Source organism: Pseudomonas sp. GW822-FHT06B12 (assembly GCF_058799675.1).
Map to the genome: position 1 here is coordinate 371,263 of NZ_JBXALR010000006.1, position 26,330 is coordinate 397,592.

At 59.5% G+C, this 26,330-nt stretch carries 22 protein-coding genes; 9 read left to right on the forward strand and 13 right to left on the reverse strand.

Annotated elements, in window-relative coordinates; all coding sequences use genetic code 11:
• The first annotated feature begins 224 nt into the window (after nt 1-224).
• From AC1RKH_RS16300 to AC1RKH_RS16320, 5 genes are all read left to right on the forward strand, one after another.
• Nucleotides 225-518: a co-chaperone GroES gene (locus tag AC1RKH_RS16300; RefSeq protein WP_008032125.1), complete on the forward strand. Its 294-nt coding sequence runs from the start codon at nt 225-227 to the stop codon at nt 516-518.
• Between the two features lie 48 nt (nt 519-566).
• Entirely contained in the window at nt 567-2,210 is a 1,644-nt protein-coding gene (gene groL, locus AC1RKH_RS16305; protein WP_123425207.1) for a chaperonin GroEL, read from the forward strand.
• A gap of 213 nt (nt 2,211-2,423) precedes the next feature.
• Entirely contained in the window at nt 2,424-3,107 is a 684-nt protein-coding gene (colR, locus tag AC1RKH_RS16310; protein ID WP_123425208.1) for a two-component system response regulator ColR, read from the forward strand.
• Complete coding sequence (locus tag AC1RKH_RS16315; RefSeq protein WP_123425209.1) at nt 3,097-4,377, forward strand: sensor histidine kinase; 1,281 nt, start codon at nt 3,097-3,099, stop codon at nt 4,375-4,377. Before colR ends, AC1RKH_RS16315 begins: the two co-directional genes overlap by 11 nt.
• 105 nt (nt 4,378-4,482) lie before the next feature.
• Nucleotides 4,483-4,713 carry a hypothetical protein gene (locus tag AC1RKH_RS16320; protein WP_493064035.1) on the forward strand — a complete coding sequence of 77 codons (231 nt, stop codon included), beginning with the start codon at nt 4,483-4,485 and terminating at the stop codon, nt 4,711-4,713.
• Between the two features lie 183 nt (nt 4,714-4,896).
• Here the strand turns inward: AC1RKH_RS16320 and AC1RKH_RS16325 are convergent, their stop codons facing one another.
• From AC1RKH_RS16325 to AC1RKH_RS16370, 10 genes are all read right to left on the reverse strand, one after another.
• Nucleotides 4,897-7,923, reverse strand: coding sequence for a multidrug efflux RND transporter permease subunit (locus AC1RKH_RS16325; protein ID WP_493064034.1), 3,027 nt, complete (start codon nt 7,921-7,923; stop codon nt 4,897-4,899).
• A 15-nt stretch (nt 7,924-7,938) separates the two neighbouring features.
• Complete coding sequence (locus tag AC1RKH_RS16330) at nt 7,939-9,090, reverse strand: efflux RND transporter periplasmic adaptor subunit (protein WP_123425212.1); 1,152 nt, start codon at nt 9,088-9,090, stop codon at nt 7,939-7,941.
• A gap of 305 nt (nt 9,091-9,395) precedes the next feature.
• Complete coding sequence (locus tag AC1RKH_RS16335; RefSeq protein WP_493064033.1) at nt 9,396-10,493, reverse strand: DUF1513 domain-containing protein; 1,098 nt, start codon at nt 10,491-10,493, stop codon at nt 9,396-9,398.
• Between the two features lie 14 nt (nt 10,494-10,507).
• Entirely contained in the window at nt 10,508-11,572 is a 1,065-nt protein-coding gene (locus AC1RKH_RS16340; protein ID WP_493064032.1) for an imelysin family protein, read from the reverse strand.
• A 44-nt stretch (nt 11,573-11,616) separates the two neighbouring features.
• Complete coding sequence (locus AC1RKH_RS16345) at nt 11,617-13,044, reverse strand: di-heme oxidoreductase family protein (RefSeq protein ID WP_493064031.1); 1,428 nt, start codon at nt 13,042-13,044, stop codon at nt 11,617-11,619.
• A gap of 262 nt (nt 13,045-13,306) precedes the next feature.
• Complete coding sequence (locus AC1RKH_RS16350; RefSeq protein ID WP_493064030.1) at nt 13,307-14,647, reverse strand: imelysin family protein; 1,341 nt, start codon at nt 14,645-14,647, stop codon at nt 13,307-13,309.
• A gap of 152 nt (nt 14,648-14,799) precedes the next feature.
• Nucleotides 14,800-16,851 (reverse strand): putative bifunctional diguanylate cyclase/phosphodiesterase, encoded by a 2,052-nt coding sequence (locus tag AC1RKH_RS16355; protein ID WP_493064029.1) that lies wholly within the window; start codon nt 16,849-16,851, stop codon nt 14,800-14,802.
• A 334-nt stretch (nt 16,852-17,185) separates the two neighbouring features.
• On the reverse strand, nt 17,186-17,782 hold the full coding sequence (locus AC1RKH_RS16360; RefSeq protein WP_071553613.1) for a superoxide dismutase: 597 nt from the start codon (nt 17,780-17,782) through the stop codon (nt 17,186-17,188).
• Between the two features lie 176 nt (nt 17,783-17,958).
• A complete protein-coding gene (locus tag AC1RKH_RS16365) occupies nt 17,959-18,561 on the reverse strand; it encodes a LysE/ArgO family amino acid transporter (RefSeq protein ID WP_123425218.1) in 603 nt (200 codons plus the stop codon).
• A 5-nt stretch (nt 18,562-18,566) separates the two neighbouring features.
• Entirely contained in the window at nt 18,567-18,968 is a 402-nt protein-coding gene (locus tag AC1RKH_RS16370; protein WP_493064028.1) for an ACT domain-containing protein, read from the reverse strand.
• A gap of 96 nt (nt 18,969-19,064) precedes the next feature.
• On the opposite strand from AC1RKH_RS16370, the gene AC1RKH_RS16375 reads away from it, so the two are divergent.
• From AC1RKH_RS16375 to AC1RKH_RS16385, 3 genes are all read left to right on the forward strand, one after another.
• A complete protein-coding gene (locus AC1RKH_RS16375; RefSeq protein WP_493064027.1) occupies nt 19,065-19,964 on the forward strand; it encodes a LysR family transcriptional regulator ArgP in 900 nt (299 codons plus the stop codon).
• A gap of 96 nt (nt 19,965-20,060) precedes the next feature.
• Nucleotides 20,061-21,059, forward strand: coding sequence for an NAD-dependent epimerase/dehydratase family protein (locus tag AC1RKH_RS16380; protein WP_493064026.1), 999 nt, complete (start codon nt 20,061-20,063; stop codon nt 21,057-21,059).
• Nucleotides 21,060-21,159: 100 nt separating this feature from the next.
• Nucleotides 21,160-22,002, forward strand: a complete 843-nt coding sequence (locus AC1RKH_RS16385; RefSeq protein WP_493064025.1) for an ATPase — start codon at nt 21,160-21,162, stop codon at nt 22,000-22,002.
• A gap of 136 nt (nt 22,003-22,138) precedes the next feature.
• On the opposite strand, the gene AC1RKH_RS16390 is transcribed toward AC1RKH_RS16385, so the two are convergent.
• Both AC1RKH_RS16390 and pobA read right to left on the reverse strand, forming a co-directional pair.
• Nucleotides 22,139-23,656 carry an MDR family MFS transporter gene (locus tag AC1RKH_RS16390; RefSeq protein ID WP_493064024.1) on the reverse strand — a complete coding sequence of 506 codons (1,518 nt, stop codon included), beginning with the start codon at nt 23,654-23,656 and terminating at the stop codon, nt 22,139-22,141.
• A 79-nt stretch (nt 23,657-23,735) separates the two neighbouring features.
• The gene (gene pobA / locus AC1RKH_RS16395; RefSeq protein ID WP_493064023.1) at nt 23,736-24,929 is read right to left on the reverse strand and encodes a 4-hydroxybenzoate 3-monooxygenase; all 1,194 of its coding nucleotides are present in this window, start codon (nt 24,927-24,929) and stop codon (nt 23,736-23,738) included.
• Nucleotides 24,930-25,106: 177 nt separating this feature from the next.
• Here pobA and AC1RKH_RS16400 point away from each other — a divergent pair, with 177 nt between their 5' ends.
• Nucleotides 25,107-26,003 (forward strand): helix-turn-helix domain-containing protein, encoded by an 897-nt coding sequence (locus AC1RKH_RS16400; RefSeq protein WP_493064022.1) that lies wholly within the window; start codon nt 25,107-25,109, stop codon nt 26,001-26,003.
• A gap of 13 nt (nt 26,004-26,016) precedes the next feature.
• Here AC1RKH_RS16400 and AC1RKH_RS16405 read toward each other — a convergent pair whose 3' ends face one another.
• Nucleotides 26,017-26,190, reverse strand: a complete 174-nt coding sequence (locus tag AC1RKH_RS16405; RefSeq protein ID WP_185015334.1) for a hypothetical protein — start codon at nt 26,188-26,190, stop codon at nt 26,017-26,019.
• Between the last annotated feature and the right edge of the window lie 140 nt (nt 26,191-26,330).

The window sequence follows — 26,330 nt, forward strand, 5'->3', positions numbered from 1 at the left end:
TCGGGTGCCGTGTTCGTTTCTGTGGCCAGTAATGTAAAAAATTTCACTGCCCAGCCCTTGTAATAAGCTTATGCGCCCTTATGTAACGGTCACCGCAAGGTTTCTGGTGATGATCACCAGACAGACTTCCGCGGTTCGCTTGGCGAACCGCAACCGGCAACGCCGGAATTTAACCCGCCGGGATTACACCGGCCGCTGAAAACCACAATTAGGAGAGATCGACAATGAAGCTTCGTCCTCTGCATGACCGCGTCGTCATCCGTCGCAGCGAAGAAGAAAAGAAAACTGCTGGCGGTATCGTTCTGCCAGGTTCGGCTGCCGAAAAAGCCAACAGCGGTGAAGTCCTCGCTGTCGGTACCGGCCGCGTGCTGGACAACGGTGAAGTGCGTGCGCTGGCCGTGAAAGTGGGTGACAAGGTTGTGTTCGGCCCGTACTCCGGCAGCAACACTGTGAAAGTCGACGGTGAAGACCTGCTGGTAATGGCTGAGAACGAGATTCTCGCTGTTATCGAAGGCTGATTTCCGCTCAATTTCCCGCTACTACAAAGTATTTAAGGAATATCGATCATGGCTGCTAAAGAAGTTAAATTCGGCGATTCCGCCCGTAAGAAAATGCTCGCCGGTGTGAACGTCCTGGCTGACGCAGTAAAAGCGACCCTGGGCCCTAAAGGCCGTAACGTGATCATCGAGAAGAGCTTCGGCGCTCCGACCATCACCAAGGACGGCGTTTCCGTAGCCAAAGAAATCGAACTGAAAGATCGTTTCGAAAACATGGGCGCGCAGCTGGTCAAAGACGTTGCCTCCCGTGCCAACGATGACGCAGGCGACGGCACCACCACCGCTACCGTTCTGGCTCAATCGATCGTCAACGAAGGCCTGAAAGCCGTCGCTGCCGGCATGAACCCGATGGACCTGAAGCGCGGCATCGACAAAGCGACCATCGCTATCGTCAAAGAGCTGAAAGCCCTGTCCAAGCCATGCGCTGACACCAAGGCAATCGCTCAGGTCGGCACCATCTCGGCCAACTCCGACAGCTCCATCGGCGACATCATTGCCGAAGCCATGGAAAAAGTCGGTAAAGAAGGCGTGATCACTGTTGAAGAAGGCTCGGGCCTGGAAAACGAACTGTCGGTTGTAGAAGGCATGCAGTTCGACCGTGGCTACCTGTCCCCGTACTTCGTCAACAAGCCAGAGACCATGACCGCCGAACTGGACGGTCCGCTGATCCTGCTGGTCGACAAAAAGATCTCGAACATCCGCGAAATGCTGCCAGTACTGGAAGCCGTTGCCAAAGCCGGCCGTCCTCTGCTGATCGTTGCCGAAGACGTTGAAGGCGAAGCCCTGGCGACTCTGGTCGTGAACAACATGCGCGGCATCGTTAAAGTTGCTGCTGTCAAAGCCCCGGGCTTTGGCGACCGTCGCAAGGCCATGCTGCAGGACATCGCTGTTCTGACTGGCGGTACCGTTATCTCCGAAGAGATCGGTCTGAGCCTGGAAAGCACTACCCTGGAACACCTGGGTAATGCCAAGCGCGTGATCCTGTCCAAAGAAAACACCACCATCATCGACGGTGCTGGCGTTGAGGCTGACATCCAGGCTCGCGTTGTTCAGATCCGTCAACAAGTGGCTGACACTTCGTCCGACTACGACCGTGAAAAACTGCAAGAGCGTCTGGCCAAGCTGTCCGGCGGCGTTGCAGTGATCAAGGTTGGCGCTGGTTCCGAAGTTGAAATGAAAGAGAAGAAAGCCCGCGTTGAAGACGCCCTGCACGCTACCCGTGCAGCCGTTGAAGAAGGCGTGGTACCTGGCGGTGGCGTGGCACTGGTTCGCGCTCTGCAAGCTATTTCTGAACTCAAAGGCGACAACGATGACCAGAACGTGGGCATCCAGTTGCTGCGTCGCGCTGTTGAAGCGCCACTGCGTCAGATCGTTGCCAACTCCGGCGACGAGCCAAGCGTTGTCGTCGACAAGGTCAAGCAGGGTTCGGGTAACTACGGTTACAACGCTGCTACCGGCGAATACGGCGACATGATCGAAATGGGTATCCTGGATCCGGCCAAAGTGACCCGTTCGGCTCTGCAAGCGGCTTCGTCGATTGCCAGCCTGATGATCACCACCGAAGCCATGATCGCCGAGATCAAGGAAGACGGTCCAGCTGGCGGCGGCATGCCAGACATGGGCGGTATGGGCGGCATGGGCGGCATGATGTAAGCCTCCCCCCCTACAAAAAAAGCCCTGGCATTTGCCAGGGCTTTTTTGTTGGGGTGTGGGCAGCTACAAGCTACAAGCTATAAGCTACAAGCGGCAAGTCAGGAGCACCGCTGTTGCTTTTCTCTTGCAGCTTGCGGCTTGTAGCTTGTATCTGCTACTTCCCTTAATCTGCGCGGGCCAAGACGGCCGTTACTGTGTACGGAGCAAGTGCCCATGCGAATTCTATTGGTTGAAGACAACCGCGACATCCTCGCCAATCTGGCTGATTATCTGGGGCTTAAAGGCTATACCGTGGATTGCGCGCAGGACGGTTTGTCAGGTCTGCACCTGGCGGCCACCGAGCATTACGACCTGATCGTGCTCGACGTCATGCTGCCCGGCATCGATGGTTACACCCTGTGCAAACGCCTGCGTGAAGACGCCCGGCGCGATACCCCGGTCATCATGCTGACTGCCCGTGACCAGCTGGATGACCGGCTACAGGGCTTCAAGTCCGGTGCCGATGATTACCTGATCAAACCCTTTGCCCTGTCCGAACTGGCGGCGCGCATCGAGGCGGTCATGCGTCGTACCCAGGGGGGCGGTCGCCGCGCCTTGCAGGTTGGCGATCTGAGCTACGACCTCGACACGCTGGAAGTGACCCGCGAAGGTCGCCTGCTGAAACTCAACCCGGTGGGCCTCAAGCTGCTGGCGGTGTTGATGCAGAAAAGCCCCCACGTATTGCGTCGCGAAATCCTCGAAGAAGCCCTCTGGGGCGACGATTGTCCGGACAGCGACAGCTTGCGCAGTCACGTCCATCAGCTGCGCCAGGTGATCGACAAGCCGTTCGCCAAACCGTTGCTGCAAACCGTGCACGGCGTCGGCTATCGTCTGGCCGAGGGGCGTGATGGAGTTTAAGCAGAGCCTTGCTCAGCGGATCATTATTGCGTTTGCCTTGATGAGTGCGTTGGTGGCAGGGGCATTCGCCATGGGTATCGTGGCGACCGTGCATCTGGTCGAAGCAAAGCTGATTTCCGCAGGCCTGGGTGGCGATTTACAGCGTTTGCTGTTGATGGACAGCATGGCCGACTGGAGCCACCGTCCCGAGCCCGATCAGTTGTTCTACTTCAGCGGTGGCCCTGGCGACTTTGATTTGCCAAGGGACCTGCGGCACCTGAATGCGGGGTTCCATGAAGTATTTCGCGAGCACCTCTCGTACCACGCAATCGTCGAGATCGTTGACGGCCGGCGTTACGTCTTGCTGCAAGATCAGAGCGATTTCGAAGAGCGCGAGCGGGTGCTGTTTGCCGTAGTGCTGGTGGGGTTCGTATTAAGTCTGGCATTGGCAGTGTTTCTTGGTTGGGTGCTGGCACGCAAGGTTATGGCGCCGGTGGTGCGGCTGGCGCGACAGGTGCGTCACCGCGATCAACTGCTCGGTCTGGCACCGCCCCTGGCGCCGGACTATGCCGCCGATGAAGTCGGTGAGCTGGCCGTGGCCTTCGACGCCACGCTGGGCCGATTGCGCCAGGCACTGAGCCGCGAGCGGCTGTTCACCAGTGACGTCAGTCACGAACTGCGTACACCGTTGATGGTCTTGGCCAGTTCCTGCGAATTGTTGCTGGAGAATCCGGACCTCGATCAACGTGGTCGCAATCAGGTCGAGCGGATCGCTCGCGCCTGTGAAGAAATGCGCGAATTGGTCCAGACCTTCCTGATGCTTGCCCGTGCCCAGCGCGAAGATGCCAGCATGTCGCCGCAACTGACCCTGGGACAGGTGGCCGAAGACCTGCTCGGCATGTGGCGCGAGCCGATCGAGGACAAGGGACTCACGCTGTTTTATGAACCCGGCAATCCGTTGGATACGCGCTATAACGCGACATTCCTGCATGCAGTCATGGGCAATCTGTTACGTAATGCCTTGCACTACACCGACAGCGGGTTTATCCGCCTGAGCATTCTGCCCTGCGGTTTTCTGGTCGAAGACAGCGGCGTCGGTATTCCCGAAGAGAAGCGCGAAGCGATGTTCGAGCCGTTTGTGCGGGGTGGCGAGAAGCGTGGCGAAGGGCTTGGGCTGGGCCTGTCGCTGGTGCAGCGGATTTGTGAGAACCAGGGCTGGAGCGTCAGCCTCAGCACCATGGAGCCCAACGGCTGCCGCTTTCATGTCGAACTGGGCAAGACGGGCGCCTGACATAAAACCATTGCGCCGCCATTCGTCGTGGGGCTCGGCAGATAGGGAAAAGCTCGTCTATTTTTATAACAAGGCATCTGGCAGCTCCATCAAAGGTTTGTAGCCATGAAACTAGAAATTGCTAGAGGTTTGTTTATGGCAGGAGCCTTGGCAGTTGTTTCACTGGCGGTGGTTGGACTGGAGCAGCCGCGAACGAAAATTCTTAGTGCAATGAGTGGCGGCACACATTGCCCATTGCCACGGGCTGCGAAGTCATCCGTGGTGACCCACACTGATAATGATGAGTTGTTGTTGTTCATGTTTGGCATGACTCAGGGAATGAAACGCCAGAGTTGAAAACCCTCAAGCCCACATCAAAGGCCTCGCTTATGCGAGGCCTTTTGTTTTTGAACCCAAATCTTCAATTTGCCGAAAACCAGTGTGGGAGCGAGCTTGCTCGCGATGACGGCTTAACATTCAACAATGTTGCCGGCTGTCAGTGAGCTATCGCGAGCAAGCTCGCTCCCACATACGGAACTCTCAGTTCTTATCGGGTTTGGCCAGCAGCGTGTAGATGCAGGGCAGCACGAACAGGGTGAACAACGTCCCGATCGACATCCCGGTGGCGATCACCATCCCGATATCGTAGCGACTGACGGCGCCCGCGCCCGTGGCGATGATCAACGGCACCATGCCGAAGACCATGGCTGCCGTGGTCATCAATACCGGGCGCAGACGAATGGCTGCCGCTTCCTCGACCGCTTCGCGCGGCGTCAGCCCCTTGTCCTTGCGCAACTGGTTGGCAAACTGGACGATCAGGATCCCGTGTTTGCTGATCAGTCCGATCAGGGTCACCAAACCGACCTGGGTATAGATGTTCATGCTCGACCAGCCCAGGAACAACGGGATCAGCGCGCCGCAAATCGACAGCGGCACGGTCACCAGAATCACCAGTGGATCGCGGAAGCTTTCGAACTGCGCCGCCAGCACCAGAAAAATGATCGCCAGCGCCAAGGCAAAAGTCACCCATAAGGCGCTGCCTTCCTGAACGTACTGCCGCGAGGTGCCGCCATAATCGAAGGCATAACCCGGCGGTGCTTCTTCCTGGGCGATCTGGCGCACGGTATCAATCGCCTCGCCCATGCTGACCGTCGAAACACCCGAGAGGATCGCCGAGTTGAGTTGCTGGAACTGGTTCAACTGCCGCGGTCGTGCCCGGTCACTGACGGTGATCAGGGTCGACAAGGGCAGCAGTTCACCTTTGGTGTTTTTGACGTAGTAGTTGCTCAGCCAATCGGGGTTGTCCCGGTAGGGCCGTTCGACCTGGGCGATGACCTTGTAGCTGCGCCCCTCAATGGTGAAACGGTTGATCTCGGCTTCTGCCAGCAACGTCGCCAGGGTCACCCCCAGATCCTCCATCGAGACGCCCATCTGCGCTGCCTTGGCGCGGTCGATATCAACCACCACTTCGGGCTTGTCGAAGGCCAGGTCGATGTCGGCGAACGCGAACTTGCCAGACTCCAGTGCACGCTTTTTCACTCGATTGACCACCTCCAGCAGCGACGCGTAGTCATTGGCGGTGTTGATCACGAACTGGAACGGCAAGCCTTCACCGGTGCCCGGCAGAGAGGGCAGGTTGAAGCCGAAGATTTGCAGACCGGAGATGCTCGAAAGCTTGCTTTGCACTATCGGCAGAAGCTGCATCTGGGTGCGTTTGCGCTCATTCCAGGGTTTGAGCAGGAAACCGCCAATACCTGACTGCACGCCGTTGAATCCGTTGATCTGGAAGGACGAGTAGTACTCGGGAAACGCCTTGAAGATCGCGAGGAATTCGTCGGTGTAGGTATTCAGGTAGTCCAGGTTGGCCGGTTGCGGAGCGTTGGCCATCATGAAAATGATGCCCTGGTCTTCATCCGGCGCCAGTTCCGACTTGGTGAACTTGAGCAGCACCGGAATCAGGCACAACACGATCACGGCAAACACCAGCACTACCGGTCGGGTGTTGAGTGTGCCGTGCAGCAGGCTTTGATAACGACGCTTGAGTCCTTCGAAAATCAGATCGAGGCGATGGGCCAGGCCTGACGGGTTTTCATCGTGGCGCAAGAGCAGGGCGCACATCATCGGCGACAGCGTCAGGGCGACGATCCCGGAGATCACCACGGCACCGGCCAGGGTCAGGGCGAACTCCTTGAACAGGGCGCCAGTCAGGCCCGTCAGAAAGCCGATGGGCGCATAGACCGCCGCCAGGGTGATGGTCATCGAGACCACTGGCATGGCGATTTCCTGCGCGCCTTCGAGGGCCGCGTCCAGCGGCGTTTTACCTTCTTCGATGTGGCGGTGAATGTTTTCCACCACCACGATGGCGTCGTCCACCACCAGGCCGATGGCCAACACCATCGCCAGCAGGGTCAGCAGATTGATCGAGTAGCCCATCAGTTGCATGAAGAACATCACGCCGATCATCGACAGCGGAATGGTCACCACCGGGATCAGCACCGAGCGCAGCGCGCCAAGGAACAGGAACACCACGACAATCACGATCAGCACCGCTTCGAAAAGGGTTTTTACCACTTCGTTGATCGAGGCCTGAATGAACAGTGTGGCGTCGTAGGCGATTTCGGCCTTGAGGGTGGGTGGCAGCTGGGATTCCAGCTCCGGCATGAGCTTGCGCACTTCCTTGATCACGTCCAGCGGGTTGGCGGCCGGTGTGGCCTTGATCCCGATGTACACCGACGGTGTACCGCCGAAGGAACTGACGGTGTTGTAGTTCTCGGCGCCCATCTCCACGCGTGCCACGTCGCTGAGCAGGACCCGACTGTCGCCGTCGACTTTCAGCGGAATCGCGGCGAAGGCTTCGGCGGTCTTCAAGTCGGTGCTGGCGTTGATGCTGGTAACGACGTACTCGCCTTTGACTTCACCGGCGGCGGACAGAAAGTTGTACTGGCGCACGGCGTTGGTGACGTCACTGGCGCTCAAGCCGAAACCGGCGAGTTTCACCGGGTCGAGCCACAGACGCATGGCAAACACCTGGTTGCCGAGAATGGCAGCTTCAGCCATGCCGGGCAGGGTGGCCAGCTTGGGCTGGATCACTCGCGACAGGTAGTCGGTGATCTGCGGGTTGTTCAGTTCCTCGCTGAAAAAACTCATGTACATCAGCGCCGAGGCGCCGGCGGCTTCCTTGCTCAGCACCGGGTCTTCAGCGTCTTTGGGCAGCTTGTTCTTGACCTCGTTGGCCTTGGCCAGCAACTCGGTGAACAACCGGTCGCTGTTGGAGCCGATACGTGCATAGATCGAAATGACCGAGAAGTTCTGGCGGCTGACCGAGGTCATGTAGTCAATGCCTTCGGCACTCGCCAGGCTTTGTTGCAAGGGTTGGGTGATGTAACCCTGAATGGTTTCGGCGTTGGCGCCGGGGTAGGCGGTGGTTACCGTGATCAGAGCGTTCTCCATTTGCGGATACTGGCGCAGCGGCAGTTTGCTCCAGGCCTGGAAGCCCAGCAGCACAATCAGCAGGCTGACAACAGTGGCGAGCACCGGGCGGCGGATGAACGGATCGGTAAAAGCCATGAGGGATTTCCTTGATCAGTTCGTGCGCGGTGGGCTGGTCTGTTCGGCTGGCAGATTCTTGTCGGGGCTGACGACAATGTGTGTGCCGTTGTCGAGTTTGATCTGGCCGGCGCTGACCACTTGTTCGCCGTTCTGCAGTCCTTTGTTGATCAGCACCATACCGTCGCGACGCTCGCCGGTTTCGATGAAGCGCCGCTCGGCGATCAGGACCGGCTGGCCCTTGTCGTCTTTCTCGACGTTGCCGTCCGCGTCCTTCTTCTGGGCGACCACGTAGAGCGAGTTGCCATAGAGGGTGTAGGTGATCGCGCTTTCCGGTACCACGATTTTCGGCTGTGGGTCCGGCAGCATGACCAGCAGGCTGGCGAACATGCCTGGCAGCAGTTTGCCGTCCGGGTTGGCGAGGGTGGCGCGCACCAGTATGTTGCGCGTGCTGTTTTCGACTTTTGGGTTGATCGCGCTGATGACTCCGGGAAAGTTTTGCGTCGGGTAGGCCGAGACTGTGACCTGTACCGGTTGGCCGATAGCGATTTTCGGTACCGATTGTTCCGGCACGTAGAAGTCGACGTACAGGCTGCTCAGGTCCTGGAGTGTGGCGATGACAGTGCCGCTGGGCAGGAAGTCGCCGACGTCCACCTGACGAATGCCGATGGTGCCGCTGAAAGGCGCGACGATGTGTTTCTTTGCCAGCGCCGCCTTGAGCTGATTGACCGTGGCCTTGCTCTTTGCGAGCACCGCGGTGAGCCGATCGAACTCACCCTTGGAGATGGCCCGACTACCGACCAGTTGGCTGCCACGGCCGTAATCCAGTTGCGCCAGGCCAAGGTCGGCCTGGGCGGTTTCCAGCAGGGCACTTTCGACGGCGCTGTCGAGCTGCACGAGCGGCTGGCCGGCCTTGACCTTTTGCCCTGACTCGAACTGCACATCCTTGACCGTGCCGGCGATCTCCAGACTCAGGTTGACCCCTTGCAGCGCCTTGAGGGTCCCGACCGTGGGCAAGCGCGATTGCCAGGGCCGTTCGGTGGCCGTGGCCACGGCAACGCTCACCGCTGGTCTTGGGACCGCGAAGGTCTGGATCATCTTGTAGATGGAGAAGGCTTTGTAGCCTCCCAGCATCAGGATGATCAACAGGACAACACCCAACATGATCAGCATGCGGCGACGCAGCATATTCCACTTCCTTGGAAAAAATCTGGTCAGACAGGCCGAACATTACTCCGTGTGTGTCGGTGATTCCAGATACTTGCCGGCGAGCTGTACCTGACGCGATCCGTAGCAGCTGGCGTAGCCTGCGTTCGAGCGCGAAGCGGTCGTAAATCCTGCTGCCACGGTTAGCCTGACACACCGCGGCGTATGATTTTGCGACTGCTGCGCAGCCGAACGCAGGCTGCGCCAGCTGCTACGGGGTTTGTGTGTATCAGACCAGATTGATCGTTCCCACGAGCGTGGGAACGATCAATTTGGCAGCGCAGATTTCAAACCAGATGCAGGTGGTTATCCCAGAGCCCGGCGGGGAGTTCGAGGGGCTTGGCCAGCAGCGGTGTCTGGCGACAATCATAGAAACGGCAACGTCCTTGCCCCGAGGTCACGACAAAACCATCGGCCACTGCACCGACACCGGCGCAGTCGGGCAACGGTGCATCGAGGCGCACTTCACCGCTGTCCATGTCCCAGATGAAAAAGCGGTTGCCGCGCGGTGCGGTGAGCGCCACCAGACGCAAGTCACTGTGCACCGCGACGCTCGCGGTGTAGTGCCCCATGGCCTGCAACTGGTGCTCGGCGACCGGGAACGCGACAAAGGGCTGGCCGGGACGCTTGATCGCCAACAGCTCGGATGATTCGTGCGCGGCGCCCATGAACTGCTGGCCGGTGACAATGGTGCCGTCGCTGGCGATCCCCATGTGCCGCACGCTGTTCATCGGCTGGGCCAGGGTTTCCTTGCTCAGCAGAGTGCCGTCCCGCTGCATCAGTACCAGGCTCGGCTCCATGGCATTGAGGTTCATCTCGACCCGGCTCTCGGCTTCGGTACGAATCCCGCCGTTGGCCACCACCAGGGTTTCACCGTCGGGCATCCACGACACCTGATGCGGGCCGATACCGTGGGTGGAAATCTCACCGCTGTGCACCCACCGTTCACCCTCGAAACGGTACACCCCGAGCAGGCCGCGACCTGGGTCGGAGGTGTCGTTTTCGGTGGCGTACAGCCAGTCACCGCTTTTGTGAATGACCGCGTGGCCGTAGAAGTGCCGGTTCGGTTGCGACACCACGGTTTGCAGCAGCGTGCCATCACGCAGATCGACCAGATAGCTCTCGGTGCCCGGACGACGGGCGACGAACAGCGCAATCGGCAACGTCGGGTGGTTGATAATGTCGTGGCAGCGTTGGCCGACTTCGGTGGCGAACACCCGAGTGCCGTCCAGCCGATAGCCGACAGCGTAATGTTTGCCGTCGCTGTCGTCGCGCGCCGAAAGCAGTAAAGGACCGTGGTCCTTTTGCTTGAACAGCTTCCAGCCGCCCAGCGTTACGGCGCCCAGCAACAAACTGCCTAAAGTCAGAGCCTGGCGTCGCAGCATGGAGCTAACCCTCATCAGTCACCGTCGTTGGCGTTGAAGCCCAGTTGGATACCCAGCGCCTTGGCCAGATCACTTTCGTGCAGGCGATGGACGACGTTGAGGCTGTCGTAGAGGTCGTTCAGTTGCTGGCGACCGGCATCGTCGGTGAGCATTTCGGTCAGCGAGCGCTGGTTGCTTTCGAACAGTTTCAGTGACGCGGCGTAGGCGGCATCGATCTTGTCGGCCAGCGGTTTCTGTTCGGCCGGCAACAGACCACGCAGGCCCTTGTTGTCGACACCCACCCAGACGGTCCGGGCGGCAGCCAGGCTCGCTTCCATGCTTTGCAGCGACGTATGACTGCGCCATGCGTCCGCCTGGAACGGCTGCGGAATGCCCTTGGTCTGACGCCCCATCGGCGTGCCGAGCTTTTTCTTCAGGGTATCCAGTGCCGTCACTTGCGCGCGCAGCAGATCGGCGATGGCTTCGTGGGAGTCGGCGTAACGCTGGTTCGGGAATTTGCTTAGTTGCGCGAGCATGCCGTCGTTACTGTTCCAACTGGTCAGAATCTCTTCGGCCAGTTGCTTCTGACGTTCGCCGATAGCGGTCAGCAGTGGGCAGTAACGGGCTTTTTGCGCGGCGTCGGCAACGTTGGTCTTGTCGTCGAACAGAATGTACTCATAGGCCGAGAGGCCCTGCACGACGACGCTGGATTTAGCCAGCGCAGCGGCGTCGATCTGCGGTTGCGCGGTGACCAGTTGCTCGACCTGACGGCCGACCAGGTTTTTCTTGTCCGGCCAGAACTGCACCTGCCAGGAGCGATTGCCCTCTGCCAGCGGACCAATCAGCAACGGTTGCAATTGTGCCCAGGCTTTTTGTGCATGGAGGAAATCGGCGCGAGCGGTCGCAAGGTCGGCCTTGCCTTCGCAGTAGGCCAGCGCACTGACGGCCAATTGGCGGTCGGCTTCAACCCAGCGGCTGTAGGTCGGCAGGATCACTTGCTTGGCGATGGCTGCCGAGGTGACGGCTTGAGGATCCTGGGGCGAACAGGCGCCCAGGGCGAGTGCGGCAAGGCTGGTGAACAACAGCTTGGGACGGAACATGTCGGGCTCCCTTTTTATATGAGCGAAAGCTTATGGGAAACGCATTAAAGAGAATTCAAAAAGGCCAGCAATGCAGCGCGCTGCTCGGCATTGAACGCTAAAACCTGTTGCTGCGCGGCCGTCGCTTCACCGCCGTGCCAGAGCACGGCTTCGAGCAGATTGCGGGCGCGGCCGTCATGCAAAAATTGAGTGTGGCCACTGACTGTCTGCGTCAGGCCAATGCCCCACAACGGCGGTGTGCGCCAGTCGCGGCCAGAGGCCTGGAATTCGCTACGGTTATCGGCCAGGCCTTCGCCCATGTCATGCAGCAACAGATCGCTGTAGGGGCGAATCACTTGATTGGCCAGTTCAGGTTCTGCGGCATTCGCGGCGGTGGTGAATTTCGGCGTGTGGCAGGACTGGCAACCGGCCTGATAGAACAGGTTTTTACCGGCCAGGACTTGCGAGCCGTTGACGTCACGGCGGGCAGGAACGGCCAGGTTACGGCTGTAGAACAGCACCAGGCGCAAGATGTTGTCGCTGACTTCCGGTTCGCCATTCGGGCCATTGCCGTTGGGCGCCTGCTGGCAGGCAGTCTGGGCCTGGGTGCAGTCATCAAAGGGTCTCAGGCTGGTCGTGAGGCCCATATCACCGGAAAACGCGTGAACGTTTTGCTGATTGAGATTCGGTTGCCCGGCTTTCCAGCCAAAACGACCCAAAACGGTCTTTTGTTGCGCGTCATCCCAGACCCGGTTCGGACGTCCGGCGATGCCGTTGTTGTCTTTAGCCTGCGCATCGGCGTTGGCCAGAATATCCGCGTCGGAGATGGCTTCGAGCAGCCCGAGGCCGATCATCGGCGGGGCGATTCGCGCGGAAAAAAGCGTGTCGGGATGCATCGGGCCGTAGCCCAGTTGGGTGATCAGCAGCTTGGGTTTGCGCAGTTCGACTTCGGTGCCGTCTCTAAAGCGTACCGGGACCGGGTCGTAGTCGACGCGAACCTTGCCTTCGGGGGCGACGCCGGGCACGGCCATGTCCTGAAGTTGCCCGCCGTAGACCGGCTCAGGCACCACACCCAGTTGTTCGATGACCTTGGCGTAGGCGGGAGCGTTGGGGATCGACAGACGCACCAGCATCGACACGGCGTTATCGGAATCGGCCGTCGGTGGATGACCGCGCCCGTCCTTGATGTGGCAGTTCTGGCAGGCGTTGGTGTTGAACAGCGGGCCAAGGCCGTCGCGGGCAGTGGTGGTCGACGGGGCGATCACCCAAGGGCTGCGGAAGAAACTGTTGCCGACGCTGAAGTCCAGCCGACGGGTCGGCGAGAGGTTGGCTGAAGGCAGGGAGAAGGCGTTCCGGTCGGTTTTTTTGACCGTCGCCGCGCCGCCGGAGCGAGCTTCATCGGGTTCGGCCTTGGTAAAGCGCGGGGCGTCATCGCAGGCACTCAGGCCCAGGGCCAGAATCAGTGCAGACAAGCGAAGAGGCAGCGAGGGCATCAGCAATCCTGAATGACGAGCAAAACAAGGGCGCAAAGTCTAACAGGGCGAGGGAGTTTGAATAAGAGGAATTATCGTTTGCTCTCACAGGTTGACCGCGATTCCCTGTGGGAGCAAGCTTGCTCGCGATAGCGGTCGTACATTCAAAATCAATGTTGGCAATGATGGCCCCATCGCGAGCAAGCTCGCTCCCACAGGGATGGATACCAGACGGACAAAATAAGGCGACCCGAAGGTCGCCTTATTGGTCAGCCAGCGTAGATCAGAACTCGTGATCGGCGTTGTCCGGGTTCAGGTCACTGATGCCCAGTTTGCCTGCGGCCTGTTCGATCGAGGTGGTCTGCTTGACCAGTGCCGCAATGGCATCACGGACAATCTGGTTACCCGCGGTGTTGCCGGCAGCGATCAGTTGGTCGTAGTGCTCACCCTTGTTGGCGTGATCAACCATGACCTGCATCCTGGCTTGGGTAGCGTCCAGGTCGGCCTTGAGCGCAGCATCGGCAGCCGGGTCGGCCTTGGCCACCAAGGAGGACAGGCTGGCACCGGTAATCTTGGTGCCGTCTGTACGGGTGTATTCGCCCAGGTACACGTTACGAATGCCCTTGGCATCGTAGAAGTGCGAGTTGTGGGTGTTGTCGCTGAAGCAGTCCTGCTCGTCTTCAGGGGAGTTGGCTTCCAGGGAAACCTTCATGCGCTCGCCCGCCAGTTCGCCCAGCGAGAGGCTGCCCATGCCGAAGAACATTTTGCGCAGACCGCTTTCAGCCGGTTCTTCTTCCAGTTCGGCGCGGTAGTTATCGGGCACGTTCGGCTTCCAGTTGCCGACCATTTCTTCCAGGTCGCTGACCAGCAGTTGGGTCACGGCTTTCAGGTAAGCGCGACGACGATCGTTGTGGCCACCGGTAGCGCCGGCGCCTTCCAGATAGTCTGAAGCCGGGCGGTTGCCGGCACCAGGGCCGGTGCCGTTCAGGTCTTGACCCCAGAGCAGGAATTCGATGGCGTGGTAACCCGTCGCGACGTTCGCTTCGGAACCGCCCAGCTCGTTCAGGCTGGCAAGTTTTTCCGGAGTGATGTCGGTCACGTCGATCTTGTCTTCGCCAATCTGGATGATCGGATTGGCGATGATGTTGGCGTTGGCGCCCGGGTTACCCAGTGCGTGCTCGTAGCTCTTGTCGACGTAGTCGATCAGGCCTTCATCGAGCGGCCAGGCGTTAACCTGACCTTCCCAATCGTCGATGATGGTGTTGCCGAAGCGGAACGCTTCACTCTGCAGGTAAGGCACGCGCGCGGCGACCCAGGCAGCACGAGCGGCTTTCAGGGTTTCGGCATTCGGCTTGGCGAGGAAGGCGTCGATAGCGGTTTGCAGGGTTTTCGCGGTGGATTCGGCATCGCTGAAGACCGCAAAAGCCATGTCGGCGTAGTGCGCGACAACGGCTTTGGCAGCGGCTTCATCGACTTTGCCAGTGTCAGCAGGCGCAGCAGGTGCTGCGGTGCTGGCGGCCGGAGTAGGCGCTTGAGGAGCCGCCTTGTCTTTGCCTTCGCCGCAACCGGCGAGGGAAATAGCGATGGCCAGCAAACTGGCGGTAGCCAGAGGCATACGAATCATGGCGAACATCCTGCTTCGGTAAATAATGGACAGGCGCGGGGGTGCGCAAAACTGCGACATAATGCAAATCTTTCGCATTATGTGTAAAGGGCCGCGATTGGAAATATGTCTTGTTTACGAGGTAGTTGCGCCTGCTACGGGACAGAGTCAGATCACAAGATCAACGCATTACTGCGCTGAGCCTGTTTCAGATAAGCACTCAGCTCCCGCGCTGGCAACGGTTTGCTGTAGAGATAGCCCTGACCTTCGTGACAGCCTTCGGAGATGATGTACGTCTCTTGTTCGACCGTTTCCACACCCTCGGCGATCACCTGCATGCCAAGGCTTTTGCCGAGCTGGATGATCGCGCGAACGATGGTCGCATCGTCGTCGTCGTCGAGCAGGTCCTGAACGAAGCTCTTGTCGATCTTGATCTTGTCCAGCGGCAGGCTTTTCAGATAACTCAGCGATGAGTATCCGGTCCCGAAGTCGTCGATTGCGATCAATGCCCCCGAGCGGCGCAGGCTGAGCAAGTGCTGCGCGGCGGTGCTGATGTCTTCCATCAGGCCGGTCTCGGTGACTTCCAGCTCCAGGCTGCGCGGCGGCAGGCGATACATTTGCAGCAGGTTGTTGACCACCCGCGGCAGCTCGGCGTGGTGCAGTTGCACAGTGGACAGGTTGACCGCCATGCGCAAGTCGCTGAACCCCTGGTCGTGCCATTCGCGCAGCTGTCGGCAGGCCTGGTCGAGCACCCATTCGCCGATGGCGATGATCGTGCCGTTCTGCTCGGCCAGTGGAATGAACAGATCCGGCGGCACCAGTCCGTGTTCCGGGTGTTGCCAGCGAATCAGCGCCTCGACCCCGACCACCCGGTGATCGCGGTAGCTGATCTGCGGTTGGTAAACCAGATAGAACTGATTACGGGTGAGGGCGTCGCGCAGGTCTTTTTCCAGTTCGCGGCGACGGCGCATTTCGCTGTCGACGCTGGCGATGTAGAACTGATAACGGTTGCGCGAGCGGGTCTTGGCCAGGGTCATGGTCTGTTCGGCTTTCTGCAACAGCTTCTCGGTGCTGTCGCCATCTTCCGGGAACAGGGTGATGCCGATGGTTGCGCGCAGGCGGATTTCCTGATGATCGAGGGCAAACGCCGCTTCCAGGTCATCGAGGATGCTTTGCGCCAGTTCGGCGGCTTCGTAGGGTTGTTCGATGTCGGCCTGAACCAATGCGAACTGATCGCCCCCCAGGCGGGCGAGTGCGCCGAGACGACCGCTGTGGGCACGCAGACGGTCGGCCAGGGCCAGCAGCAATTGGTCACCGGTCTGGTAGCTGAACTGCTCGTTGATGCCTTTGAAATCGTCCAGGCCCACACACAACACAGCGACCCGGCGTTGCAGGCGACCGGCGTCGACCAGAATCTTGTCCAGTTGCTGCTGCAATTGCTGACGGTTCGGCAGACCCGTGAGGAAATCATATTGAGCCATGCGCAGCAGACTGTTTTCGGCTTCGTGGCGCAGGTGAGTATTGCGTTCGATGGACTCAAGCAACTGATTGGCGGTGTTGATCCAGATCCCCAGCTCGTTTTTTTCGTGGCCCTTGAGCTGCGGGATCTTGTGTTCGCTGGGGCGGTCGGGATTGACGTTGGTCAGGTGTTCGATAATCCGCGACAGCGGTTTGGTCAGCAGCCAGTGATAAACCAGGTACAGCACCAGGCCCATGGCCATGGCTCGCAGCACGCCGGAAATGAAGATGATCACCGAGCTGACAATAAAACCCTGACCGTAGGTGGCGGTGTCGAGGGTGATGCTGAGGTCGCCGTAATATTCGCTGTAGGGGCCACGGCCCACCAGTTGTGTGGTGAACGTGCGTTCCTGGCCCAGAATGAGATCAGTCAGCCAGCGGCTGTGAGAGTGCTGCAATTCACGAGACTTTTCCGCAAGCATGGTTTCGTTGGGATGGCCGATGGAAGCCATACGCACGGCGTCGTCCTGGAACAGGCCTTCGATAACCTGCATACCCATTTCCCGATCGAGGCTGTACACCGCCTGGGTCGAGGGGTCGCGAAACATGTCGAGAATGCGCTGGGCATCATTGGCCACGGCCTGGCGTGTTTTATAAGCATCGAAAACGATCTGCGCGCAGCTCAAAACCACACCGACGATCAATGCCGACAGGAGCACGACCCGGAGCAACTTCACCGACAAGCTGTTTTTGAGTTCCAGCTTCAAAGGGTTATTCCTTGTTCCGTGCGGGTAACGTCAAGTTGCCATGAGTATTGGCAATCCCGTGATGGCAGTCAAAGGGACAATCAAGCCGTGTAGATTTTGTCTGCAGGCTTGGCCGCATTGCCGGGGTACTGACAATTAGAGCCCATTAGTAGTGTTTCGGTAGGCAGCTCCTGCAACTTGAGGGGCTGGGGAGAATATTTGTGTCTGGTTGATGGTAGACGGCTGTGGCGCAGGGGCAAGGGAGTGCTTGTTTTCGAGGTGTTGCAGGTGACTTTCACGTGGCACAGGCATAAAAAAACCCGGCAATGCCGGGTTTTTTTCACTGCAAGCAGACTTAAGCGGTGAAGGTTTTGCCTTCGAACTGCTCAGCCACGAACTTCCAGTTGACCAGGTTCCAGAACGCTTCAACGTACTTCGGACGCAGGTTGCGGTAGTCGATGTAGTAAGCGTGTTCCCAGACGTCGCAGGTCAGCAGCGGGGTGTCGCCGCTGGTCAGCGGGTTGCCGGCGCCGATGGTGCTGGCCAGGGCCAGGGAACCGTCAGCTTTTTTCACCAGCCAGCCCCAACCGGAACCGAAGGTGCCGACCGAAGTCTTGGTGAACTCTTCTTTGAACTTGTCGAACGAACCGAAAGCCGCGTTGATGGCCTCAGCCAGTGCGCCGGTTGGTTGACCGCCGGCGTTTGGCGCCAGGCAGTTCCAGTAGAAAGTGTGGTTCCAGACCTGAGCGGCGTTGTTGAAGATGCCACCCGAAGAAGTCTTGACGATTTGTTCCAGGGTCTTGCCTTCGAACTCGGTGCCTGGCACCAGGTTGTTCAGGTTCACGACGTAGGTGTTGTGGTGCTTGTCGTGGTGATATTCCAGAGTTTCCTTGGAAATGTGCGGCTGCAGTGCATCGTGTGCGTAAGGCAGTGGCGGCAATTCGAAAGCCATGGTGATTCTCCTAATCAGGTCAGTTGCGGTGAGCGCAAGGCCGATCACGGGCGGCCAGACAAGCGCCGGGGAGTTTGTACTCTTTGGCGGCGCAGGTGTCGGATCATAGCACCGGGGGGGCGGCTTAACCACGCAACAACTGTGTGGAATAGAGGTTCCAGAGCCCTTGAGAATAATCAGGCCGCAGTGATCAGTTGAAAGGCCACGGTAAACATCATCACCGCCACCAGCAGGTCGAGAATCCGCCAGGTGCTCGGGCGTGCCAGCCACGGCGCCAGCCACGCGGCGCCCAGCGCCAGGGTGAAAAACCACAGCAATGACGCGCTGGCCGCGCCCACTACATAAGCGCCCGGTACTGTCTGTTGTGCCCCGAGAGAACCGATCAGCAATACGGTGTCCAGATACACGTGAGGGTTGAGCAGCGTCACCGCCAGTGCACTGAGCAATACCGCTCGCAATGAACGCACGGTCTGATTTTCGCCCTGTTGCAGGCTTTGCTTCGAACAGGCGCGACGCAGTGCCAGGCTGCCATACCACAGCAGGAAGGCCGCGCCGCCCCAACGGGCGATAGCCAGCAACGTCGGGTTTTGCGCCAGCACCGTCGCCAGCCCGAACACCCCGGCGGCCACCAGCAACGCATCGCAGGTCACGCAGAGCGCGGCCACCGGCAGGTGATGTTCGCGGCGCAAACTTTGCGCCAGCACGAACGCATTTTGCGTACCGATCGCCATGATCAGTCCCGCAGCGACCAACAGGCCGTTCACATAGCTTTGCCACATAAGGTTTACTCCGCGTTTGCCGCGAGTTGCCGCAGTACCGACATCGCGCGTTTGGCGTCGGCCTGGCCGACAAACAAATGGTCGTGGTAATAGCCGGCAATCACGTTGCAACTGATCCCGGCCTGGCCGAGGGCGGTGGCGAATGCGGCGGTCAGGCCGACGGCTTCGAGGGCCGAATGCACGTTGAGGGTGATCCACGCCGCCAGGTAGTCGAAGCTCAACCCGGCCTTCTCGGCTTGCGAGCGCTCCAGGATCACCGTCAGGCCTTCCTGTTCGCGGAAGCTGCCGATGATCTCGCAGTCGTAGGGCAGCTGGCCGTCGCGAATCGTGCAGAACACGTATTCGCCGTCGTTGAGCTGCGGGCTCATGCTGCGCAGCAGGGTGTTCAGTGAGGTTTCGCCAGCCATGTCGTTGATCCTTGTTGAGGAGTTCTTGCTGGTCATTCTCCTGCCCCAGGCTGTATAAGAAAAACCAATATTGCTGATCGCTCATTAGGAAAACTGATGTTCGACTATAAATTGCTGTCCGCCCTTGCGGCGGTGGTTGAGCAGGCCGGGTTCGAGCGCGCCGCTCAGGTGTTGGGGTTGTCGCAATCGGCGATCTCCCAGCGCATCAAGTTGCTCGAAGCGCGCATCGGCCAGCCAGTGCTGGTGCGGGCCACGCCGCCGGCACCGACCGAGATTGGCCGGCGTTTGCTCAACCACGTGCAGCAGGTGCGTTTGCTGGAGCGCGACCTGCAAAGCCTGGTGCCGGCGCTGGACGAAGAAGGCTTGCCGGAACGCCTGCGTATCGCCCTCAATGCCGACAGCCTGGCCACGTGGTGGGCCGAGGCGGTGGGCGACTTTTGCGCTGAGCAACATCTATTGCTCGACCTGGTGGTGGAGGACCAGACCGTCGGCCTCAAACGCATGCGCGCCGGTGAAGTGGCGGCGTGCGTGTGTGCCAGCGAACGCCCGGTGGCGGGTGCCCGTAGCGTGTTGCTAGGCGCCATGCGTTATCGCGCCCTGGCCAGCCCGGCATTTATTGCCCGACATTTTCCCCAAGGCGTGAGGGCCGATCAGTTGGCCCGCACGCCGGCACTGGTGTTTGGCCCGGATGATTTTTTGCAGCATCGCTACCTGGCGTCATTGGGCGTGGACGGTGGTTTCGAACATCATTTGTGCCCGTCATCCGAAGGCTTCATCCGCCTGACTGAAGTCGGTCTGGGCTGGGGGCTGGTGCCGGAGTTGCAAGTGCGCGAACAGCTGGAGCGCGGTGTACTGGTGGAGTTATTGCCAGATAAACCGATCGATGTGCCGTTGTACTGGCATCATTGGCGCAATGGTGGCCAGTTGCTGGGGTTACTCACCGAGCATCTGGTGCGTTTATCTAAACAGTGGCTGGTGCCCTGGGAGCAGCAGTAAGCGTCAAGCTGCAAGCCGCAAGTAAAGAGCTTGCGGACCGGTTTTAACTTGCAGCTTGTAGCTTGACGCTAGGAGCTGCATCTGTAGGAGCAATGCATGAAAATTCTGGTCACCGGCGCAAGCGGCTTCATTGGCGGGCGCTTTGCGCGATTCGCCCTGGAGCAGGGCCTGGACGTACGGGTCAACGGCCGTCGGGCCGAAGGCGTCGAACATCTGGTACGGCGGGGTGCAGAGTTTGTCCAGGGCGACTTGACTGATCCGGAACTGGTTCGCGAGCTGTGCGCGGACGTCGAAGCCGTGGTGCATTGCGCTGGCGCTGTCGGGCTTTGGGGGCGTTATCAGGACTTTCATCAGGGCAACGTGCTGGTCACCGAAAACGTCGTCGAAGCCTGCCTGAAGCAAAACGTCCGGCGGCTGGTGCACTTGTCGTCACCCTCGATCTACTTCGATGGCCGCGATCACCTGGGGCTGACCGAAGAGCAAGTGCCCAAGCGCTTCAAGCATCCTTATGCGGCGACCAAATACCTGGCTGAGCAAAAGGTCTTCGGCGCTCAGGAGTTCGGTCTCGAAGTGTTGGCCCTGCGCCCGCGTTTTGTCACCGGAGCAGGTGATATGAGCATCTTCCCGCGTCTGCTGAACATGCAGCGCAAAGGGCGTTTGGCGATCATCGGCAACGGCCTGAACAAGGTCGATTTCACCAGCATGCAGAACCTCAACGAGGCCATGCTCAGCTGTTTACTGGCGACGGGCTCCGCGCTTGGCAAGGTCTACAACATCAGCAACGGTGCGCCGGTGCCGCTGTGGGATGTGGTCAATTACGTGATGCGTCAAATGGACGTCCCACAGGTGACTCGCCACCGTTCCTATGGATTGGCCTACAGCGTTGCGGCGCTGAACGAGGGCTTTTGCGCACTTTGGCCGGGACGTCCAGAACCGACGCTGTCACGCTTGGGCATGCAGGTAATGAACAAAAACTTCACCCTCGATATCAGCCGCGCCCGGCATTATCTGGACTACGATCCCAAGGTCAGTCTGTGGACGGCGCTCGATGAGTTTTGCGGCTGGTGGAAGGCTCAGGACCCGGGCGCAAAATAAACACTGAACCGAGCTCGCGGATCAAGGTCGATCAAGGCGGCGAATTCAGGGTTTATACTCGTCGCATTTAGCCATCACTGTGGTTCAGAAAGGTTGCCTCATGTCCATGCGTAACGATGCCAACGACGACTTCGATGATGTACCGAGCCTGCGTGCCGACACCCTTGATGACGACGATTTTCCGATCACCGCCAAACCCCGTGAACATACCAGCGTGCATGCGCGGACGGCGCCCAAGGCCAAAGTCCCGAGCACCGGGCCGCTGTGGGCCTTGGTCGGCGCATTGGTTTTCGCCTTCGCCGGCCTTGCCTGGTGGAGCTTTCAGCAGATCTCGTTGATGGAACAGCAATTGGTCGCGACTCAGGAAAGCTTCGCCCGCATCAGCGAGGAAGCCGCGGGGCGCTTGCAGGACATTTCCGGCAAAGTGGTCGCCAGTCAGTCGAACGTTACCAGCGACAGCGAAGCGCTGAAACTGAAAATCAAGCAACTGGAAACCAGGCTGCTGGAGCAGAACCAACAGCAGCAGGGCGTGGTCGGTCAGGCGTCTGACCTGGACAAGCGCCTGGCACAGATCGCTGCGCAAAGCGTCGAGCAACATACCGTCAACTCTCAGTTGCAAACTGACCTGAAAGCCCTGAGCGCTGAACTGACAGCCCTGAAAAACACCCCGACCGACACCAGCAAATTTGACGCCCAGCTGAAAAGTCTCGGCGCCGATATCGTCGCGTTGAAGAAGCAGGGCAACCCGAGCGCGGCCATCGAGCGTCTGGAGCAAGAGCTGGTGGTGATCAAAAGCCAACAGGACAACCGCCCGGCCGCCTCTCAAGGCAGCAGCGCCAACGTCGCCGAATTCGACGCCTTCCGCGGTCAGGTCACGCGCAACATCACCACCTTGCAGAGCCAGATTCAGAATCTGCAGCAGCAGATCAACGCTCGGCCTTGATGTTGTGATCTCTGACCCACCGCATTCGCGAGCAAGCTCGCTCCCACATTAGATCAGCATTCGCCCGAGATTTGGCGAACAGAGACGATCCAGTGTGGGAGCGAGCTTGCTCGCGAATGAAGGCGACGCGGTCTATCTATCGAACCTTGTCTTCCCGCCCGCGCAACAGCATGTTCGGCATCGCAATCGCCGCCGCCAAACCCAGCAACGACACCGCCGCGCTGACCATCAGCAAATGCTGGAAGGTCAGCAGCAGTTGGGCGCGCAAGGCGTTTTGCGCGTCGCCCGGTGCGGCGTTCAAGCCGTCGAGCAGCACGTTCCCGGAGCGGCCCTCGGCGATCAGCGCTGAGCCGGTCAAATGGGCGAAGCTCGAATCCTGCAACAGCGCCAGCAACAACGCCGACATCAACGCTACCCCCACCGCGCCGCCGAGTGCGCGAAACAGGTTGGTGGTGCTGGTGGCGACGCCGATGTCCCGTTGTTCCACCGAGTTTTGCGTACCGACCAATGACGTCGGGAACTGCATGCCGGCGGCGATGCCGCAGAGCAACATGAAGCAACTGCTGCTGATCATTGCTTGCGGCGGGCTGAACGCCATGCCGAGAATTGCGATCGGGGTGAGCAGGGCGCCCGTCAGGATCATCGGTTTGTAGCGACCGGTCACCGAGGTCCGGCGACCGGCGAAATAGGCGCCCATCGGTAACCCCATCGCCAGCGGCAACAGGTGCAGCGCCGCACTGTCGGCCCCGGCCCCGGTGACGCTCTGGAAGCGCAGCGGCATCAGCACGATCAGTGAAATCGCCTGGAAACTGGTGAAAAAAATCGTGCACCAGCAGAGGATCGCGTTGCGATTGGCGAACAGGTGCATCGGCAGCAATGGCTCGCGCGCCCGACGTTCATGCCAGACGAACAGCGCCAGGGTCAGCAGCGCACACGCCAGCAACTCGAGCACTTCGCTGCTGCGCCACGAATGCCCCTGGCCGATCTCAGTGATGCCCAGCAGCAACGCGGTGAGGCCGATGATCATCAGCAATGTGCCGAGGTAGTCGATAATCGGCTTGCGCTGCGGCACCGGCAAACCCACCAGCGTGCGGTTGGCCACCAGCCAGGCACCCAGGCCCAGCGGCAGGTTGATCAGAAACACCCAGCGCCACGACAGGTACTCGGTCATGTAACCGCCGAGCACCGGCCCGGCCACGCTGGCCATCGCGTACATGCTGCTGAAATAACCCTGATAACGTCCGCGTTCACGGGGCGGCACGATGTCGCCGATGATCGCCTGACTGACCGAAATCATCCCGCCGGCGCCGATGCCCTGAAAGATCCTGGCGAGGACAAGTTGCTCCATGCTCTGGGCCATGCCGCAAAACACCGAGGCCAACGTGAACAACCCCATGCCGAACAGCATCAGCCGCCGACGGCCATAAAGGTCGCCGAGCTTGCCATAGATCGGCACCGCCACGGTCATCGCCACCATGTAGCCGGAAATCACCCAGGCCAGCAGGCTGACATCCTTGAACTGGGCGGAAATCGCCGGCATCGACACGGCCACGATGGTTTGATCCAGCGCCCCGAGAAAGATCGCCAGCATCAGGGCGATCAGCACACTGCGGATGGCCGGTTTGGTGGAGTCAGGCTGGTTCAGATTGGTCACGGGTAAAACCTGCGGGCGCTGATTGACCCGCAAGGAAAAGGGCGAGCGGGGATGCTCGCCAGTGTAAGTCGATAGCAGGCTATTCGATAGCCTCGTACGGAAGGCCGACGTAATTTTCTGCAATGGTTTTTCGCCCGGCTTCGGAGTCGACGAAGTACTCGAGTTCCGACTCGCTGATGCGTTGGCTAAAGGCATCGTTGCCTTCGAAGGTGTGCAGCATCGAAGTCATCCACCAGGAAAACCGTTCGGCCTTCCAGACCCGGCGCAGACAGATTTCGGAGTACTTCTCCAGCAACTCGGTGCGACCGTCGCGGTAGACCTTGAGCAGAATGTTGTACAAGGTGCTGACATCGCTGGCGGCCAGGTTCAGGCCTTTTGCGCCTGTGGGCGGGACGATATGCGCGGCATCGCCGACCAGGAACATCCGTCCGTACTGCATTGGCTCGACCACAAAACTGCGCAGCGGCGCGATGCTTTTTTCGATCGACGGCCCGCTGACCAGGTTATCGGCGAGGACCTGTGGCAGACGCGATTTCAGCTCATCCCAGAAACGCTGATCGGACCAGTCCTCGACCTTTTCATCAGCGGGCACCTGCAGGTAATAACGAGTACGCGTGGTCGAGCGCATGCTGCACAACGCAAAGCCACGGGCATGCCGCGCGTACACCAGTTCATCGTGGACCGGCGGGGTGTCGGCGAGAATGCCGAGCCAGCCAAACGGGTAGACCCGCTCGAATACCTTCAGTGTGTCGGCGGGAATCGACTGCCGCGCCACGCCATGAAAGCCGTCGCAACCGGCGATGTAGTTGCAGTCCAGACGCCAGGTTTCGCCGTCCTTTTCAAAGGTCAGGAACGGCTCGGCGGATTTCATCCCGTGGGGCACCACGTTGCTGGCTTCGTAGAGGGTCGATGCTCCGGCCAACTCACGGGCGGCCATCAAGTCGCGGGTCACTTCCGTCTGGCCGTAGATCATCACGGTTTTGCCTTCGGTCAGCGCGTGCAGGTCGATGTGCACCTGGCGTCCACCGAGGGCTAGCTGGAAGCCGCCATGCACCAGACCTTCAGTGTCCATGCGCTGGCTGACCCCGGCCTGGCGCAACAGATCGACCATGCCCTGTTCCAGGACTCCGGCGCGGATTCGCCCCAGTACATATTCAGGCGTCTGCCGTTCGACAATGACCGTGGCGATGCCGGCGTTATGCAACAACTGGCCGAGCAGCAGGCCAGAGGGGCCGGCGCCGATTATGGCGACTTGGGTTTTGAGGGTTTTCATTGTTGTTATGGCTCGCAAGCTTCACGCGGACAAAGTCGGTGAATGGTTTTTATGAATCGAGTGCTTGCATTTTTCTCTTGTGAGTCTGTCAATTGAAGGTGAAAACTGAGCCGATACCTGTACATTTCGCCAATCGGGGCGATTATCGCCCGTTATGCTGAGGCCTGGACTGAAGTTATGAACAAGCCTGCCCTTCCTTCGATTCCTGTATTCAAACTCTATGGCGAGAGCCTGGACTGGCCGACCCCTGACTTGTTGCATTGCGAAACCATTTCCAAACGCAGCCGCGAACACCAATGGGAAATCAAACCCCATCGGCATGCCGATTTATGTCAATTACTGTTTGTGTACAAAGGCCAGGCGGAGCTTGAGATCGAGGGCCAGCGAACGCAGCTGGGAGAAGCCGCGATCCAGATCCTGCCACCGCTGTCGGTACACGGTTTTCGTTTTTCCGAAGATGTAGAAGGGTTTGTGGTGACGCTCGCTGCACCGCTGGTGGCTCATCTTCAAGCGCAGCTGGGCAATTCGGTGAACGCCCTGGCGCTGGCGGAGAGCTACTCGGCAGGTAGCGACGCGGACTACCTCAACAGCCTGTTTTCAGCCCTGCAGAATGAATACGTCGGGCACCAGCCCGCACGCGAAATGCTCATGCACTCGCTGGTCAGCGTGATCATGGTGTGGGTCAGCCGTCAGGTGATCCAGCGCCGCACCGCCAGTCAGCGACCACAGCGTGCACGGGAATATCTCAACGGGTTTATTCAACTGGTGGAAGAGAATTATCGCCAGCACGTGAAGGTCGAGGATCTGGCACACCGGCTGGGGATTTCCGTGTCCCACCTCAACGGCACCTGCCGCGAACTGGCGGGGCAACCGGCGTTGCAGATCATGCATGAGCGTCAGTTGCTGGAGGCCAAGCGACTGCTGACCTACACCAGCATGACGATTTACGAGATGTCCGATGTGTTGGGGTTCTCCGACCCGACCAATTTCACGCGGCTGTTTCGGCGCCGCGTCGGGATCTCACCGAAGGCGTTTCGCGATCGCTTGAAAGCCGATCAGGACAGCGAGGGTTAAGAAACCACCCTCGTTACTTGAGGTTCAGGGTCGCGGTGTGTGGAATGCACCGTTCGAAGTTGCAGCTGGCGTAATCGCGCGGCAACTGCCGGGCCTGTTCAACGCGGTAGGCCGCAGTGCCATACAACGCCAGCGCGGCGGTGCAGGTGATAAAGATCGCGAGATACCTTCTGGTTTTGACGTTCATGGCGCTGACCTCTGAACCCGTACCCCTTATTTCTTGAGGGGTACTGATATCAGCATAGGTCAGAGGGGGGCAGCTGCAAGCTCCAAGCGGCAAGCTACAAGTACAAGCCGAGCGCGTTGAGCTCTTGCTTGCAGCTTGAA

What these genes read in the sequence shown, in the direction of transcription:
- AC1RKH_RS16300 (WP_008032125.1), top strand. Translation starts at nt 225, where the DNA reads ATGAAGCTTCGTCCTCTGCATGACCGCGTCGTCATCCGTCGCAGCGAA.
- groL (WP_123425207.1), top strand. Translation starts at nt 567, where the DNA reads ATGGCTGCTAAAGAAGTTAAATTCGGCGATTCCGCCCGTAAGAAAATG.
- colR (WP_123425208.1), top strand. Translation starts at nt 2,424, where the DNA reads ATGCGAATTCTATTGGTTGAAGACAACCGCGACATCCTCGCCAATCTG.
- AC1RKH_RS16315 (WP_123425209.1), top strand. Translation starts at nt 3,097, where the DNA reads ATGGAGTTTAAGCAGAGCCTTGCTCAGCGGATCATTATTGCGTTTGCC.
- AC1RKH_RS16320 (WP_493064035.1), top strand. Translation starts at nt 4,483, where the DNA reads ATGAAACTAGAAATTGCTAGAGGTTTGTTTATGGCAGGAGCCTTGGCA.
- AC1RKH_RS16325 (WP_493064034.1), bottom strand. Translation starts at nt 7,923, where the DNA reads ATGGCTTTTACCGATCCGTTCATCCGCCGCCCGGTGCTCGCCACTGTT.
- AC1RKH_RS16330 (WP_123425212.1), bottom strand. Translation starts at nt 9,090, where the DNA reads ATGCTGCGTCGCCGCATGCTGATCATGTTGGGTGTTGTCCTGTTGATC.
- AC1RKH_RS16335 (WP_493064033.1), bottom strand. Translation starts at nt 10,493, where the DNA reads ATGCTGCGACGCCAGGCTCTGACTTTAGGCAGTTTGTTGCTGGGCGCC.
- AC1RKH_RS16340 (WP_493064032.1), bottom strand. Translation starts at nt 11,572, where the DNA reads ATGTTCCGTCCCAAGCTGTTGTTCACCAGCCTTGCCGCACTCGCCCTG.
- AC1RKH_RS16345 (WP_493064031.1), bottom strand. Translation starts at nt 13,044, where the DNA reads ATGCCCTCGCTGCCTCTTCGCTTGTCTGCACTGATTCTGGCCCTGGGC.
- AC1RKH_RS16350 (WP_493064030.1), bottom strand. Translation starts at nt 14,647, where the DNA reads ATGATTCGTATGCCTCTGGCTACCGCCAGTTTGCTGGCCATCGCTATT.
- AC1RKH_RS16360 (WP_071553613.1), bottom strand. Translation starts at nt 17,782, where the DNA reads ATGGCTTTCGAATTGCCGCCACTGCCTTACGCACACGATGCACTGCAG.
- AC1RKH_RS16365 (WP_123425218.1), bottom strand. Translation starts at nt 18,561, where the DNA reads ATGTGGCAAAGCTATGTGAACGGCCTGTTGGTCGCTGCGGGACTGATC.
- AC1RKH_RS16370 (WP_493064028.1), bottom strand. Translation starts at nt 18,968, where the DNA reads ATGGCTGGCGAAACCTCACTGAACACCCTGCTGCGCAGCATGAGCCCG.
- AC1RKH_RS16375 (WP_493064027.1), top strand. Translation starts at nt 19,065, where the DNA reads ATGTTCGACTATAAATTGCTGTCCGCCCTTGCGGCGGTGGTTGAGCAG.
- AC1RKH_RS16380 (WP_493064026.1), top strand. Translation starts at nt 20,061, where the DNA reads ATGAAAATTCTGGTCACCGGCGCAAGCGGCTTCATTGGCGGGCGCTTT.
- AC1RKH_RS16385 (WP_493064025.1), top strand. Translation starts at nt 21,160, where the DNA reads ATGTCCATGCGTAACGATGCCAACGACGACTTCGATGATGTACCGAGC.
- pobA (WP_493064023.1), bottom strand. Translation starts at nt 24,929, where the DNA reads ATGAAAACCCTCAAAACCCAAGTCGCCATAATCGGCGCCGGCCCCTCT.
- AC1RKH_RS16400 (WP_493064022.1), top strand. Translation starts at nt 25,107, where the DNA reads ATGAACAAGCCTGCCCTTCCTTCGATTCCTGTATTCAAACTCTATGGC.
- AC1RKH_RS16405 (WP_185015334.1), bottom strand. Translation starts at nt 26,190, where the DNA reads ATGAACGTCAAAACCAGAAGGTATCTCGCGATCTTTATCACCTGCACC.